General features: G+C 39.1%; 13 protein-coding genes and 2 pseudogenes. 4 read left to right on the top strand and 11 right to left on the bottom strand.

What is annotated here, in order from left to right; translation table 11 throughout:
* Positions 1 to 171 precede the first annotated feature (171 nt).
* Entirely contained in the window at positions 172 to 1908 is a 1737-nt protein-coding gene (locus KSMBR1_RS09815; protein ID WP_099323573.1) for an IS1634 family transposase, read from the top strand.
* A 70-nt stretch (positions 1909 to 1978) separates the two neighbouring features.
* On the opposite strand, the pseudogene KSMBR1_RS09810 reads toward KSMBR1_RS09815, so the two are convergent.
* The 7 genes and pseudogenes from KSMBR1_RS09810 to KSMBR1_RS20955 form a co-directional block, all read right to left on the bottom strand.
* Positions 1979 to 2314: pseudogene (locus KSMBR1_RS09810) on the bottom strand (SDR family NAD(P)-dependent oxidoreductase); the annotation flags it as partial.
* A gap of 245 nt (positions 2315 to 2559) precedes the next feature.
* Positions 2560 to 3060, bottom strand: a complete 501-nt coding sequence (locus tag KSMBR1_RS09805; protein WP_099325171.1) for a restriction endonuclease — start codon at positions 3058 to 3060, stop codon at positions 2560 to 2562.
* Positions 3053 to 3271, bottom strand: coding sequence for a hypothetical protein (locus KSMBR1_RS09800; protein WP_099325170.1), 219 nt, complete (start codon positions 3269 to 3271; stop codon positions 3053 to 3055). Before KSMBR1_RS09800 ends, KSMBR1_RS09805 begins: the two co-directional genes overlap by 8 nt.
* Before the next feature lie 190 nt (positions 3272 to 3461).
* Positions 3462 to 4805 carry a hypothetical protein gene (locus tag KSMBR1_RS09790; RefSeq protein WP_099325168.1) on the bottom strand — a complete coding sequence of 448 codons (1344 nt, stop codon included), beginning with the start codon at positions 4803 to 4805 and terminating at the stop codon, positions 3462 to 3464.
* A gap of 157 nt (positions 4806 to 4962) precedes the next feature.
* The gene (locus KSMBR1_RS09785) at positions 4963 to 5577 is read right to left on the bottom strand and encodes a hypothetical protein (protein ID WP_099325167.1); all 615 of its coding nucleotides are present in this window, start codon (positions 5575 to 5577) and stop codon (positions 4963 to 4965) included.
* A gap of 66 nt (positions 5578 to 5643) precedes the next feature.
* Entirely contained in the window at positions 5644 to 6249 is a 606-nt protein-coding gene (locus tag KSMBR1_RS09780; protein WP_099325166.1) for a hypothetical protein, read from the bottom strand.
* 1061 nt (positions 6250 to 7310) lie between these two features.
* On the bottom strand, positions 7311 to 7448 hold the full coding sequence (locus KSMBR1_RS20955) for a hypothetical protein (RefSeq protein ID WP_157820507.1): 138 nt from the start codon (positions 7446 to 7448) through the stop codon (positions 7311 to 7313).
* 205 nt (positions 7449 to 7653) lie between these two features.
* Between KSMBR1_RS20955 and KSMBR1_RS09775 the strand changes: the two genes are divergently transcribed.
* Together KSMBR1_RS09775 and KSMBR1_RS09770 are read left to right on the top strand one after the other, a co-directional pair.
* Complete coding sequence (locus tag KSMBR1_RS09775; protein ID WP_099325165.1) at positions 7654 to 8415, top strand: hypothetical protein; 762 nt, start codon at positions 7654 to 7656, stop codon at positions 8413 to 8415.
* A complete protein-coding gene (locus KSMBR1_RS09770; protein WP_099325164.1) occupies positions 8409 to 9347 on the top strand; it encodes an ISAzo13 family transposase in 939 nt (312 codons plus the stop codon). Before KSMBR1_RS09775 ends, KSMBR1_RS09770 begins: the two co-directional genes overlap by 7 nt.
* 1 nt (position 9348) lies before the next feature.
* Here KSMBR1_RS09770 and KSMBR1_RS09765 read toward each other — a convergent pair whose 3' ends face one another.
* A complete protein-coding gene (locus KSMBR1_RS09765) occupies positions 9349 to 10338 on the bottom strand; it encodes an Rpn family recombination-promoting nuclease/putative transposase (RefSeq protein WP_099325163.1) in 990 nt (329 codons plus the stop codon).
* Between the two features lie 141 nt (positions 10339 to 10479).
* Positions 10480 to 10641 (bottom strand): annotated as a pseudogene (locus KSMBR1_RS09760) (DegT/DnrJ/EryC1/StrS family aminotransferase); the annotation flags it as partial.
* Positions 10642 to 12613: 1972 nt separating this feature from the next.
* On the opposite strand from KSMBR1_RS09760, the gene KSMBR1_RS09750 reads away from it, so the two are divergent.
* The gene (locus KSMBR1_RS09750; protein ID WP_420886563.1) at positions 12614 to 14269 is read left to right on the top strand and encodes an IS1634 family transposase; all 1656 of its coding nucleotides are present in this window, start codon (positions 12614 to 12616) and stop codon (positions 14267 to 14269) included.
* Positions 14270 to 14603: 334 nt separating this feature from the next.
* Here the strand turns inward: KSMBR1_RS09750 and KSMBR1_RS09745 are convergent, their stop codons facing one another.
* Positions 14604 to 14834: a sulfurtransferase TusA family protein gene (locus KSMBR1_RS09745; protein ID WP_099325159.1), complete on the bottom strand. Its 231-nt coding sequence runs from the start codon at positions 14832 to 14834 to the stop codon at positions 14604 to 14606.
* A 42-nt stretch (positions 14835 to 14876) separates the two neighbouring features.
* Positions 14877 to 15323: a Fe-S cluster assembly scaffold protein NifU gene (gene nifU / locus KSMBR1_RS09740; RefSeq protein ID WP_099325158.1), complete on the bottom strand. Its 447-nt coding sequence runs from the start codon at positions 15321 to 15323 to the stop codon at positions 14877 to 14879.
* Positions 15324 to 15336 lie beyond the last annotated feature (13 nt).

The raw sequence follows: 15336 nt of genomic DNA, 5'->3' as shown, positions 1-15336 counted from the left end.
AGACAAAGACATCAAGTTGCAATCCAATGATTTGTATCGGGTTGCGACTTTTTTTGTCTAAAAAATTATGTATACACTGAATAATACTATATTTATATTGCATTATATGCCTGTATATACTATTATACACGGAGTATTAATCTATTACGTATACACTAACAACTAATAGCCATGGCTACCATTCAATCTAAAAACTCCAGAGGTTATAAATATTGGTATATTGTCGAATCGCGGCGCGTTAACGGCAAGCCCAGGCCCATCGTCCTGGCCTATCTTGGCAAGGCAGACGATTTATTAAAACAACTGCAAGGTCTTACCGAAAAATTACGGCTCAAATCTTATTCACATGGCGCGGTAGCCGCATTGCTAAGTGTGGCCAATGCCCTGGACGTCCCTTCCGTGATTAATAAATATATAAAGTCGCCACGGCAGTATTGTGCTAAAAAACCTGTTCGAAATAATCTGACCGCCGGAAGTACCCTCTTGTTGGGTGCCGTGGGGAGAGTGTGTGTGCCTACCAGCAAAAGAGGATGGTGGGATTGGGCAAAGACGACTACTGCCGAATACTTACTCAGACACAGCTTGAGTAAAATAGACAGTCAGCATTTCTGGGATTTGATGGATGCACTTCCTGAAGAATCCATTGCAGAAATCGAGCGCGAATTAATTGAAAAGACATTTAAAACATACAACCTTCAAAGCGACACACTGTTTTTTGATACAACCAATTTTTTCACGTATATCGACACAACTAATCTGCGATGCACTATTGCCCGGCGGGGGAAAAACAAACAAAAGCGATACGATCTCAGGCAGGTCGGGTTGGCGATGGTCGTTACACGTAACGACATGATACCGTTGTTTCACCATACCTATCAGGGGAACATGGCGGATGCAAAGGTGTTCAGCGCGGTTCTTGAGACGATAAAAGACAGGATGACCGGATTAGGTTTCGACAGCAAAAAGCACACTATTGTTTTTGATCGTGGAAACAATTCCATGGACAATATGGCTATTGTAGAGAGATTGGCATTGCATTACGTTGGAGCGCTTACACCGTATCATCACAAGCAGTTGGTAGGGGATGCCATGTGTAATTTCAGGGAATATGACGTTGACGGCAGTAAGATACAGGTGTACCATGACAAACGGGTTATTTGGGGGCAGGAAAGAACCGTTGTCGTATTTATTTCCGAGAAATTAAAGGTTGGGCAATTAAGGGGAATGTCTCAGTCTCTGGAAAAGGCAGAACATCAGTTAAAGCTCTTACAGCAGCATCTGTGTAATCCAAAGGGAAAGATGCGGGACAAAGAGGGTCTGGAGGATACGATAAGAAGTGTAGTGAAATGTCAATTTGCGAAGGATGTTATCGATTGGTCGTTAAAAGAGGTATCTGAAGGCAAGTTTCAATTGAATTTTTCAATCGACCAGAAAAAGCTCGAAGAAATAGAAGGGGAACTGGGGTTCAGGATTCTTATGACAGACCATCACGATTGGGATACCGCGGACATTATAAAAGCCTACTATGGGCAATCAAAAATTGAACATGCCTTTAGAAATCTCAAGAACCCCTATCACCTTGCTTTAAAACCGCAATTTCACTGGACGGATCAGAAAATCAGGGTGCATTTTTTTATTTGCGTCCTCGGATACCTAATGGCGGCGATTGTGTGGTATCAGGCAAAAGCGCACGCACAATTTAGTGGAACGTTAGATACCCTGTTAGACACCCTTAATAATATAAGGCTTTCTGCTATGCTTGAAGAAACAAAGGCCAGAGGGAGAGTTAAGGCTACCTACAAATTGGAAGAAATGTCCGACAAGGAATCTCTGTTGATGAATGCGTTAGGCATTATGGATTTCCACAAACATCGGCTGAAACTTCAAGGACTCAGTGTATACAATTGATGTTGTGCTTAACGCATTGACTGTATTTATGTTACGTTGCTTCATGCCTTATTTTGTGATAAACTCACGCTAGCGCTGCCTTGCAAATATTAAGCGTTCCTTTAATGTTTGTGTCAACATAGCTATCTGGAGCGATGTATGAATAGGGTATTGCTACTAATGCTGCTAAATGGAATACTATATTGACATTTTTCGTAATACGATTACAGAAATTATGGTCTCTTACATCTCCCGTAAGAATCTCTATATCCTTTTGGCAATCTATACTTTCAAGCCATCCCCAATTGTTAAACGAATTATAATAACTCAATGCCTTTATGTTTGCACCTTCTTTTACCAAAGCCTCCGTTAGATGCGAACCTATAAAACCATCAGCACCTGTTATTAGTACGGTATTGTTTTTCATCTACTATATTTCTATTTTTGAGTATTAATCAAGGGGGATAAAATCTTCATAATTCAATTATAACAGTAGTCTTTTTGTATAGGGATATTGAATAATAAAAGGTTTGACCAAATATTGTTTGATGCAGAGTTTGAATAACTCGTACCTGAAAATTAGCAATTTGCTTTCCCCATTTAGCAAAAATCACTTAGGCTTATCCGCTAACTCATTTTTTGCCAGGTCAAAAACTCCTAAAGTGAACGGATTCATGTATTATCACTGCTCTTTTTAACGACAACGATGCTTTCTGCCACCGATATAGTTTCACGTGCTCCAACCATGACGCTGTTTAGAAATTGCAAAATGAAGTTGAAAGGCGTGTTATCACAAGCCATCTGGACAGGTATAATATTTTCTGCACACGCAATCTTTTTAGCACCTTCTTGCATTCCCATAAGGCTTACCAGGATTCCACCCTCCGCACCTGTATCAAATATACTGTATGCCAAACTGCCGAGTTTCTCTTGTGGCTGCTTCGAATTCCAATGACGGCATTCAATTATTACAAAACCTTTATTTCCTTGCCGAATGCCTTTGGCGTCTATTTCCCATTCGGTTCCGGATCGCTGACCTTGAATCTTCTGTTTTCCTTCTACATGACTCAGGCCAAATTTGCTTGCTAGCTCATTGAGGAAGTAGGTAGCTACCTCTTCGTACGATTCCCACTTTTTTATAGTTTTTGACGGTTTGGCAAAATCTTTAGTCATATTTGTGTATTGCAAAGTATATATATGTTTTTTTCCCAATTAAATCTGATAATAGATATTCAGTTTCATACAACAATATGCTACTTTCGAAAGCAATAAAAAAAATTCCTCTGAATTCTTCTGGTAAAAGTTCATCTAAACTGGCTTCGCTACATGCCCAGCCATGTTCGTCTGAGTCTTTTGCAAGAGAGTAACTCTCCATTCCACCCACTACAAAAAATATATCTGCTTCCAGTTTGTAATTTTTCGCTTATCAAACTCTGCTGGCATATGGCCTATGGTGGTAACAGTTATTTTCGTATTATTCATGTGGGGAATAATGTGATACTCACAGAAGCCGCCAGCAAATTGCCCGTCAGAGCCGTAGATGTTCTTGCCATCTGGAGCATGCAATTGTTAGCTTATTTTATATTTTCCTTATATTTTTTAGTTAAATAAGCCCTCCAATCACTGTCATTGAATGAAAGGATTGTCTGTGCCTTAGAATAATATCTATTAAAATATTTGACTTCAGATTCAACATCGTCTTGAGTAAGTTTACTGGATTTTATTTCTTCATTAATTTTCTTTTCAATCCAATTTTTTACATATTTCCTATTTTGAGAGTTTGTTACAATTTTGGAAGCAAATTGCTTTTGTTCGTAATGGTCTTTGCGATTACTAAAATATATTTCAATGTAATAATTGATAAACTCAGCTTTTGTATTTTCACTCATCGATGACCAAATATATTCAATTACATTTGTTAATTTATTTTCATCTAACCAAGATCCATATATAGATTCGAAATTCTTTAATAATGCCTTTTCAAATTCTAATTTATTAACACTCTTTAACTTTTTATAGTAATCTTTGAATTTTTCCCACATGAAATCTCTGAGATATGAACTAACAGGATTTCCTATATAAAGACGGTAGTATTTTAAATATATTTTTTTTGTAATTTCTCCTGAATCTAGCAAAATTTCCAATGAGTTTTCTATATTTTCAAACTTACCTCTTTTTGCGAAAACTGATTTTGCGTAAGCATTGTAATATGTTGGATATTCTCTCAATAAATAATTAACAACTTTGATCTTCTCTGCTTCACCAAGATCAGCAATAACTAAATAAATATCATGTTTTGGCATTAAATTGACGTCAAGAATTTTTTTGAGTGTATCTTTTACTACCTGCTTATCTATTTTCTCTATTTCGCGGGCTGTTTTTTCAGCGTTTGACAAATTTTCATTTTCTTTGAGCCATCTTGCAACTGAATAATAGGTTAAATTGTCATAAGAATATAATTTTATACAATGGGTTAGGTAGTCCTTTAGAGATACATCCTTCTTGAAAATTAAATTAATGTCACTTCCATGGATGATAAAAACGTTTCTTCTGCGACCTCTTGCGATTGCAGACAAAAAATTATCTGATAGCTCTTTTTCTGAAATAAACAATCCCAATGTTCCATACAGTTTATTGTCAATTTTCCCAAGAAATGAATATAATTCTGATGCTGCTAAATTTTCCGCAACCCATTTGACTTCAAATAATATGACACGATTTAGAATTTCTATAGCACCATCAATCTGCTCTGATTTATTATCACTAGTATGGTAGCTTCTTTTTAATAGAATATCTTCTTCTTCAAATACATCATTAATAAGCATCTCAAAATCCTGCCCTCTGCCAATTTTTGCAATCTTGGTATTTTTGACCTTGCGAAGCTTTTTGTATCTTATATAGAATTTTTGCTTAGTCATTATGTTTTCAAGCTAATAAATATACGGACGACATTCTATCTATCACAATTATCTTTTGATTTTTAAAAAACCAAATTTCCCGTTTAGGTATAACGTGCAGCTTAACCTTCCTGTTTTGGAGCATCAGCGTAAAAAGCCTGTCTGATTCAAGCTGTTGTTAGTTTCCAGGCAACACTACTCCCGCTTTGCACAACCGCTCCCTCATCTTTTGCAACATGGAGTCCGTAAAACTGTTGATTATATCCCGGTTGCCTCGGTTATTATCAATAACCTCTTGTATCTGCCCTCGATCCAGATTCTCGGAGCGCCTGACAAACACCAGGCGCTCTTTCCCAACCCGGTATCCCTCGAAGGTTCTAAGGGCATTCATAATCTCATTGTAATGCTCTGGTTCTATGAGGAGCGCACTCTTCTTGATCTGAGGCGTCGCTTCCTGCAGAGCTTTGATAAACTTTTGCAGGTTCTGTCGAGAGGCTTCCTTCCATAGCCGTTCTACCCCATACTGAAGCTCCACTAGCGCTGCCCAAAGATCGTTATAGATTTTGAACTGCCCCTCAAAATACAAAGAAAATACGAACTGGCTTCTTTCCCTCTCGGAGTTAAGTTTATTCTTTATTTGCTCCAGTCCAGATGCATACTTAAGCCTGTCCTGCTCAAGTATGCGGTTGGCCCATACTTTGCCAAGCCACGTGCTGAGAGCAACTATTATAAATGCAGCCCCACCAACAGACCCTATCATCGCTCCCGCTATGCTAAATACCTCTGAAACCATCGTGTGTCTCCGTTATTTTAACATTATTATTACGAAATAAGGATGGATGAAACAACTGCGCACCCATCAAATAAAAACTTCCCTTTCAGTTAATCCGTAAAGTTTGCAAACCTTCTGATCAATCTGCCTTTCTACCGCCGACATGTTGGCATTATGGTCGTTTTGACCTGCGTAAGATATTTGATTAACAAGGGAAATGAAGTGTTGTTTTTCTGATTCAGAGATTTTTGGTAATTCTATGGTCTGTGCCGATTGTGAAAACACCTCGTATGAATTTTTATAAAAAACAGTTACCTTGAAATCCCCATTGGAATTAGCAATAATACTGGACCCAAAACGATAATGCAGATCATCGCCCATCCAATCCATCTTAATTTTTTTAATATCGTTACAAACGTTGTCAGTGCATTTTATTTCTATTACCAGATAGTTCAAAGCATTGCTACCTCGTTTATGAAAAATGATGTCAGGGCGGCGATTCTTGTGGTGGCGTTTCGTAATATCCATATCGTGGTTAAGCCAGAAGATATATTTTGCTATTTCGCTGGCAAGATGACGTCCGAAGTTCCATTCAGTCATTCCCGTGCGAGTAGTTTTTTTTAAGACATCAGGCTGTTGCTTGAATAGGTTCTGAATCCCTGAAGCAAGTATAGATCCAATTAGTTTAATCATATTTATCACTCTTGGTAGTGCAATTTCAAAATAACAGGCAATGTGTGCCAGTGGCAATAATAAGATTGATCTCCAGTAAAATAGGGAGGGTTTTAAAAGACAAAAACCCAACTACTTTTATTTTTACCCACACCCAGCACCTCATTTTTCTAAGGGTAAACCATGATTGAATTTTTTAAACATAAACCATGGACAATCTTCCAATGTAGAGCGAAGAGTCTCTTCGCTCTACAACTAAAACGTTGAAATTTTTAACGTAAGATTAGGTTAGCAACTTTAATACCAATATCTTTGGCAAAATGGTTGCGGCGATATGAAGCAAAGAATGTTGAATCCGTGAGGGGAGGGAAGAGGTGATGGATAGGGGTGGCAGAAGGCGTTAAGTGATAAGTGATAAAAAGATAATAAATTAGACCTTCGGCGACTTTTAACTGAATAAACAAAAAGGGGAGACGCATGCAATGCGTCTCTACAAAAACTTTTGTAACACTTTAGTCTTTTGAAAAATTCCAATAATAGCGCTACTTGCCGTAAAGTGTAGGAGCGGAGCATTTGCTATAAACGGTTGTGGGTGCATTCCTGATTTTTTGTAACTTCCGCTATGTTTTAATGAAACGTTGCAGTAGTGTTAACCCTGACAGGGTTTGAAACCCTGTCAGGGTTGTTTCGTCCTGACCCCATCATTAACGGTTACAAAAAAACGGGAATGCTCCCACGGTTGCTGTTCGTTCCTCACTTGAAATATCTAAGCCCACTAAATTCATGTAGTGCGACGAACCTCGTCGCACTACAGAGGACAATTTCCAGTTTCAAATGACTAAAGTGTTACAAAAAAAGAGGTTTTTATAGGGTAATACTGTAAATTAATTAAAATTTTTCTACGATAAAGAGGAAAATTTTTTCATAAGCAGAAAGTGTTAGGAAAAAAGTGTATAAAAAATATACATGATGTTAAAAAAATAGAAGCCCGGACAATTAAATTCCTCAGGACTTTTGTGAGTATAGTTCTCGATGAATTTAGTCCTTTCCCTATTTCCTGGATAAAATATGGGTTTTTCTTGTTAGAGCAGTTTTTCAATTTCTTCCACATTCTTTGCTATTTTCACCGCTTCTTTTATTGCCACCAGCTTCTCTATCACCACTATTTTTCCGATACGTTCCAGAAGCTTTAAACCTTCAACGCCATACTTTAGCTCCAAACCAATCTCTATTGCTTCCTTTAGGGAGCGACCACAAATAACATGGTATTGTATAGTGCCAATAGTATCGTTGTAGTGTCTTTGTGTATGTCACGGTAATAGCCGTTACAACTGGTAAATATAGGCATTGACACCCTCCGGCCATTGTGATAGCATTAGGATTAAGCGGTATTTTATCCGGCGCATTAATCCTAATAGTGTCATTATGCGTTTAGCTAAGTATTCTCATCACAAGCTTTTGGGACTATTCCACAGAGATGTCGTTTTAACTCTGGACAGTATCAAAGAAGCTTTGGGAACGACTTCAAAAGCAACGGTTTTCAGGAAGCTAAAATCGCTCGGACATCGTGCGAGTTATTCCCATGCAGGCAAATACCATACACTGGATAAACTTGCAAGCTATAATAAATATGGCATTTGGAGTTTCAATCAAATATATTTTTCTCAACAAGGAAGTCTTGTATATACTCTCGAGGCCATCATTAATAAATCTCTGGAAGGTTGTTTTGCCTCGGAGCTTCAAACGCTGGTACATGTGCGAGTCTTTAATGCACTGACTCAATTAGTGGTATCTGGAAGAGTCTTGCGTGAGCAGATTGCCGGAGAATATTTGTATATCTCCAAGGTGTTAGGCGCGGATCAACTCGCCAGACGTAAACAATCAATCATGTTGTGTGCTTGTAAGGAAGAAAATGTATTAATTCCCGGCTTTGGGAGTGAGGCGGTTACGGATTGCCTGCAGACATTTCTTTCTATACTTGATGAAAGGCAGAAACGGCTTTATCTTGGTTTAGAATCAATGAAACTGGGATATGGCGGCGATTTAAGACTTTCACTGCTAACCGGCATAAATGTAAAAACAATTGCCAAGGGGCGTCGGGAACTTTCGAGTAAGAACATTACACCGGGACGGATACGTAAGGTTGGTGCAGGTCGTTCTTCGATTAAAAAAAAACTGATGTGGTAAAACTTCTTGAAGAATTGATGGAGGGCGATACTGCAGGAGACCCAATGGGTAAAGGAAAAATATGGACGAGAAGAAGCACACGTACTCTAAAAAAAGAATGCGGTGATAGAGGTGTAAGCGTATGTGCAACAACAGTTAGTAAGCTTCTTAAGGACATGGATTATTCTCTGAGAGTAAATCGCAAAACGATAGCAGAGACACGCCATCCGAACCGTAATAGACAGTTTGAAATTATTAATGAGACAAAAAAGTATTTTGAAGATTCTGGTCAGCCAATAATCAGTGTTGACAGTAAGAAAAAGGAATTGATAGGTAATTTCAGAAATGAGGGCAAGGCGTGGACAAAAATAGTAAATGAAGTTTTGGCCCATGATTTTCGTTCACAGGCAATTGGTGTTGGATGTCCGTTTGGTATCTATGAATTGCTGACTAATCTAGGGACAGTTATTGTTGGTACGTCCTATGACACACCGGAATTTGCAGTCGAGTCAATTAAGATTTGGCTGGATGAATTTGGTTGGAAGAGGTATCCATGCGCAAAAGAACTCCTTATTCTTTGTGACGCAGGAGGGAGCAACGGATTTCGTCCCCGGTTGTGGAAATATGCGCTTTATCAAAATATTTGTAAAGTTTACGGACTCTCCATCAGGATTTGCCACTATCCCTCAGGAGCATCAAAATGGAATCCGGTAGAACATCGTCTGTTTAGTTTTATCAGTAAAAATTGGGAAGGGAATCCTTTGAGGTCTTATGATGTTATGCTAAGTTTAATTGCTGGCACTACAACAAGAGCGGGTCTTCTCGTACAAGCCATTCTTAACGAGAAAGAATACCAAAAAGGAATCAAAATCACTGATGACCAAATGAAAGAAATAAACATAAACAAACACAGTGTCTTGCCAGATTGGAATTATACAATTTCACTTAACTAAATTAATAAAAATACCAAATTATTTTTGGACAGTGCCTTAGACCTTTTATCCGACCTTTCCTTTCACCCTTCCACTCGCCATCTTTCCAGCCCTCCATTATGCCCTCTATCCTACCTTTTAACCTTCCCTTCCTCTCGCCCTCTATCGCACCTTCCGCTCTGCCTTCTATCCTGCCTTCCTCTTTGCCTTCCTTTCTGCCTTCCTCTATACCAGCCAACTTGCCTTTCTCTATTAATCGAGCCGCTATTGTCATACTCAATTTACCTCCTTCCTCTGATACCTCTTTCAGGGTATCTATTACCCGTTCTTCCGATATATCCGACGCATAGTACAAATACCTGATTACACTTTCCAGAAACTTTAATCCTTCACCCTCTTCAAAATACTGCTTCCCTATTTCAAAGAATACCTTTAGCTTATCTCCCAGAATTTTGTCATTATATATGTTCCTCATTAATAACATGGTTATTTGAAGGGATGCCCTTCTAAATACCTTGTCCTTTATTTCCTCGTTACTGTAGAAACTCAGATCAGTCAGCAGATATTCAAACTCCGGTATAAATCTAAAGAATACCTCGTCTATCCCTTCAAAATAGTCTCTGAATCGCCTGACGTTCCACGTCTCTTTGCCATGATACAATATCACCGGAATTACCGGTATGAGCCTTTGCGCCTGTTTGCTGTTCGATTCCCATATCTTTAAAAGGTATTTCATCAACTGTAGATATGGACATGCTACGGCATAACTCTTATGCTCGAATAAAAGGGTTATCCGGAGTTCTTTGTCTTTACAGAAACAGGTGTATACAATGTCTGAAAAATGTTCTTTGAGTTCCTCGTCGATATATGAGTTATTATCCTGTGTTAAAGTGGATAAATCCAGCTTTTTTAAAATTTCCGGGGGAAACGTCCCGCGAAGAAAATCGATTGCATTCTCCCGTATGGAAAATGTCTCTTTGAAAAATTTGTCGTGTGGATTGAACACCTCCATAAATGCAAGTCCTCCGTTTTTTCTATAAAAATCTTTACCTCAAAGAAGGTTTATCCTTTATCTACTTTTGATTTTAAAGGATATTTTTACGGATTTTCAAGGTTGTCAATTTCCAGATCAACATCTAAATCCGGCCAATATAACCGGAAGACCGTAGATATGAACTACCATAATCACCTTTATTTTCTTATTCCCTTTTCTATCAATCTCATCCTCAAGCTTAATCTTGAGTTTCCCCACATCCATATTCCAGGTAATGGGGCCAGAATCTACCAAAACTGGTATTGCACCTGCACGAACTAGTATTGTTTTGATTAGGCGATTAGTAGATTCATATAATTTGTTTAGCTTGTGGTCAATCATACTTATATCTGCCTGGTGAAAATATCTTACTCTTAAACGATATTCCAGTAAATTCTTGCATTTCAACCTGCTTTGACTCTTTCAGATTAAAAAATTACGCTTGAAAAAAGACTAACATGACCGATCTGGCTCGAAAATAAGACTACAAAAAATAGTTTAAGTACAGATACTACAACACGATATGGTTATAAAACCATTTTTCATCGTTTCTGGGTGTTGCAAATGAAACATGATGACTGATGACTCATTTTGTCATTACGCGGGTATCCGCTTTGTCATTGCGAGGGTCTTTTCCGAAGCAACCTCATAAACCGTAATAGAGATCCTTCCATCCTGCATTCATTCCATTAATTAATTCTATTTTTTAGCCCTTGAGCCACCCTTAATTTGCTTCTTTCTCCCGCGATATGGCGTCTCTTATGTCACAAAATATCTCGTAGTATATTGATTGCTTCGGAAAAGACCCTCGCAATGACAAGCGGAGCCCCCCCCCTGCAATGACAAGCAGAGACCTTGTAAATTACAAGCTGATACCTTTTGGATGGCCCTATACATTTGAACCGGTACAGAAACAGAAATGCCAGATGTTTTCGACTCGAAAGTAAAACTACAAAAAATAGCTCAAGCACAGGTACCGCAATATGATATGGTTATAAAACCATTTTCATCGTTTCTGGGTGTTGCAAATGAAACATGATGACTGCTTGTTTGTACAACAAATTGCCAGCAAGAATACGTATATAAAAATTATGAACGCCTGAAAGCTGATCCTTGATGGCTTTTCTCTATTTGAAGGCACGTTAAATATTTTACATCAGAACAAAAAGCACTTATAAAAATAAAGAATTGCAAGGCACATATTCAAATTTTACCTATATTGGAAATATGTGAACAGAGATACTCCGTGCGGTTAACTATTTTGTTTCATAAATATATGAAGCTGATTTGTTCATTCGTTTCATGACAGAAATAACCCTCAACCGAGGATATGATACATACCAAAAATCCTTAAACCCGGGCAACTTTGTTATGACAACTTTTCCACTTTTTCCCCAATACTATATTCTTTTCTGTAATTATGAAATAAATTATCTTATCCGGGTAAAAGAATCACTGAAATACAAGGTTATTATTGCAGCAATATTTTTTTTGTGACTGCATGCGGGATATACTTTTGCGTCCCACGGTATCTGGGAAAAAATTTGTTTCCGATGTTTGCAGAATCTTACGGATTCAAACATGCGTTTTGTGATATGAGAAAATTAGTAACACTTTAGTTTTTTGAAAAATTCCCGTGATAGAAAAAATACCATGTAGCCCCGTCAGGGGCGGTCTGTTTGTAGCGCAATAAAATTCAATAAGGTAAATAGCTCCGTAGGAGCGGCCTGTCCGTATTCAGGCAGACCTGTTTAATATGGATTTACAAGAGACAGGTCGCTCCTAACGGAGCTAATATCTGTTATAATATTCTATTTTGCTACAAACAGGCCACTCCTACGGAGCTTATAGGTAATACATTTTTCAAAAAACTAAAGTGTTACGAAAATTAAGCCTTCACGAATTTGATTTGTTTGATATGTGACTGGGAGAAAAGGAAGTTGCACAATATATTTCATTTCTGGCCACCGCAAAATGTTGCAGCAAACACCAGGAATCAGGCGTTAAATGCCCTTGTTTTCCTCTACAAGCAGGTGCTCTATATGGAATTGGGTATATTCCAGATTTTTTGTAAAAAAGAAAGCCGTTGACTGATATTTTACTTGAACGGATGTTCACCCCTGCCAAAACGCATAAGTGCTTAATATATAGTTTGTTAAGGCTGTATTTTTAATAAATATGTAGTCACTAATATATTGTTATTATCCGACAATATACTTGACTGATAATGGTTGTTATCTGTACAATGGTGGACATGCATATTGTAGAGAACAAGTCAAAATCCGGTAAAAAAATCTATCGATCTACCCTTCTGCGGGAATCGTACCGTGAGGATGGGAAGGTCAAGAAACGCACCATTGCGAATCTGTCGAATTGCACTCCCCTGGAGATTGAAGCGATAAGACTTGCACTCGCACATAAAGACGATCTCTGTGCATTGGGCGCATTGTCAGAATCGGTGAAACTCCATGAGGGTTTGTCTGTGGGAGCAGCGTGGAGCGTGTACCAAGTGGCAAAGGAATTAGGGATAGAAGAGGCATTGGGAAAGGACTTTGAAGGAAAGCTGGCGCTTTGGCAAGTAATGGCAAGGGTAATAGGCCGGGGGTCAAGACTGTCTGCAGTAAGGCTGGCGCAGATACATGCTGCGGGTGACGTCCTGGATATGAAGCGTGGGTTTGACGAGAACAATCTGTACGATAATTTGTCATGGTTGTCAGAGAATCAGGCAAAGATAGAGCGAAAGCTGTTTGAGTTAAGACGAGGAGGCAATAAGCCGAAGTTGTTTTTGTATGACGTGACGAGCAGTTATTTAGAGGGGAAGTCGAATCATTTTGGTGAGTACGGGTATAATCGTGACGGCAAAAAGAGGAAAAAACAGATAGTGATCGGTATGCTTTGTGATGAATTCGGGGAGCCGGTATCAACAGAAGTATTTAGGGGCAACACCCAGGATCCGAAGACCTTTGAATCTCAGGTAAAGAAGGTATTAGAGCGGTTTGGATGCAAAGATGTAACGATTGTAGGAGATCGTGGGATGATCAAGACGGTGCAAATCGAAAGTTTACCGGAAGGGTTTCATTACATAACGGCGATAACCAAGCCGCAGATAGAGTCGTTGATAAATAAAGGGATACTGCAATTAGGATTGTTCGAAGAAAAGCTCTGCGAGATAAAGGATGATGAGGTTAGATATATTCTGAGGCGCAATCCGGTAAGGGCGGAAGAGATGTCAAAGACCCGTGTATCAAAATTACAGAGTATAGAGAAATACATCGTGAAGAAGAACAGTTATCTGAAGGAACATCCTAAGTCGTCAGTATCGAAGGCCCTGGAAACAACAAGGGAAAGGCTAACGAGATTGAAACTTGATGGGTGGGTGCAGATAAAAGAAGAGGATAGGACGCTAAAGATAGAGAGAGCTGAGGAAGCATTAAAGGAGGCATCATACCTTGATGGTTGTTACGCAATCAAGACTGATCTTGAGGAGAACGAGGCGGATACCAATCTGGTACATGAACGATACAAGGATTTAACGGAAGTGGAGAAGGCGTTTCGGGACTGTAAGACGGTGAATTTGGAGGTTCGTCCGGTGTATGTAAGAAAGGAGGATAGTACACGGGGACATGTGTTTGTGGTAATGCTTGCGTACATGATAATTCGAAGGCTGCGCAGAGCGTGGAAGAATTTTGACTTGACGGTAGAGGAAGGTCTCGCACAATTGACGACCATTTGTTCGATGGAAGTAACAATCAAAGGCCAAAAAGCTAGTTGCCAGAAGATCCCGCGTCCGCGGCAACAATCACATGAATTATTAGAGGCATTACAGATAAAGTTGCCAGAAGTATTGCCAAGCCGGAACATACGGGTAGTCACTAGAAAAAAGCTTGCTGTTCGGCGTAAAAGCCAATAAATATAAGGCTTTTACGGCACTTTTGTTTTTTGACTTGGGGTGAACATCCGCTTGAATGTGTGTAAATTCATGGAGCGAGCATTCAAAATTATTCATTATAACTTGAACCCACCCCTTACCCTTCCCAAGAGGGGACTCCAAGTATTCTCCTCTTGGAAGGGGTAAGGAATGGGTAATGAGTTAGTTTATGGCTATGAAAAATTGCTGCTGAAATTTACAAAAAATCGGGAATGCACCCTATTGGAATCGTTGAGATCAAGTATAGAATTAGGGGAATTTGGACAGACTCAACGAGCAAAGCCAGAGTGTTTGGGGTCAAACCTACTACTAAATCTTAACTCGATTTTCTCACAAACAGGTGAATCTCTCCTTCTTCTTCGTTTATCTCTAAAAGCTCATTTCCCGTGCTATTGCACCACGAAACAATGTCTTTTTTAATTCCTTCATCTGTAGCGATTATCTCAAGTATTTTGCCCGGCGCTATTTCGTTCATCTTGCCTGCGGTTTTAAAAATGGGCATCGGACACATAAGTCCGTAACAATCGAGTGTTTCATCCGCTTTCATTGCTATGAATCCTCTCTTTATTATTGCATAAAACGCAATGCGTTAATTTGGCCGGAAATCGGGTTCATGGTGGTGATGCTCTTCGTGTGAATGCCCCTTCTTTTTCTCCAGGCCTTTTCCAGTTGTTTTCTTAAGGTAGTCATCGATAGCGGCTTCAATTGCTTCTTCTGCCAATACAGAACAATGCATTTTTGCCGGCGGCAAGCCATCCAATGCTTCTGCAACTGCTTTATTGGTAAGCCGCAACGCTTCGTCAAGCGTTTTTCCTATAATCATTTCTGTAGAAATACTGCTAGTTGCAATAGCCGCCCCGCAGCCGAATGTTTTAAACTTTGCGTCAACTATTACATTATCCTTCACCTTAATGGACATCTTCATGATATCGCCGCATGCAGGGTTTCCCACCTCGCCAACGCCATCTGCCTCAGCAACTTCTCCTACATTACGCGGATTTGCAAAATGATCCATTACCTTTGCGCTATATTGCATATATATACCTCCT

Origin of the sequence: Candidatus Kuenenia stuttgartiensis, from assembly GCF_900232105.1 — a bacterium.
Taxonomy (GTDB): domain Bacteria; phylum Planctomycetota; class Brocadiia; order Brocadiales; family Brocadiaceae; genus Kuenenia; species Kuenenia stuttgartiensis_A.
Note: the sequence above shows the minus strand (reverse complement) of the source record. Positions and strands in the feature narration are given on the sequence as shown.

Coding starts and splice junctions, on each gene's coding strand:
- KSMBR1_RS09815 (WP_099323573.1), top strand. CDS start 172: ATGGCTACCATTCAATCTAAAAACTCCAGAGGTTATAAATATTGGTAT.
- KSMBR1_RS09805 (WP_099325171.1), bottom strand. CDS start 3,060: ATGACTAAAGATTTTGCCAAACCGTCAAAAACTATAAAAAAGTGGGAA.
- KSMBR1_RS09790 (WP_099325168.1), bottom strand. CDS start 4,805: ATGACTAAGCAAAAATTCTATATAAGATACAAAAAGCTTCGCAAGGTC.
- KSMBR1_RS09785 (WP_099325167.1), bottom strand. CDS start 5,577: ATGGTTTCAGAGGTATTTAGCATAGCGGGAGCGATGATAGGGTCTGTT.
- KSMBR1_RS09780 (WP_099325166.1), bottom strand. CDS start 6,249: ATGATTAAACTAATTGGATCTATACTTGCTTCAGGGATTCAGAACCTA.
- KSMBR1_RS09775 (WP_099325165.1), top strand. CDS start 7,654: ATGCGTTTAGCTAAGTATTCTCATCACAAGCTTTTGGGACTATTCCAC.
- KSMBR1_RS09765 (WP_099325163.1), bottom strand. CDS start 10,338: ATGGAGGTGTTCAATCCACACGACAAATTTTTCAAAGAGACATTTTCC.
- KSMBR1_RS09750 (WP_420886563.1), top strand. CDS start 12,614: ATGCATATTGTAGAGAACAAGTCAAAATCCGGTAAAAAAATCTATCGA.
- KSMBR1_RS09745 (WP_099325159.1), bottom strand. CDS start 14,834: ATGAAAGCGGATGAAACACTCGATTGTTACGGACTTATGTGTCCGATG.
- nifU (WP_099325158.1), bottom strand. CDS start 15,323: ATGCAATATAGCGCAAAGGTAATGGATCATTTTGCAAATCCGCGTAAT.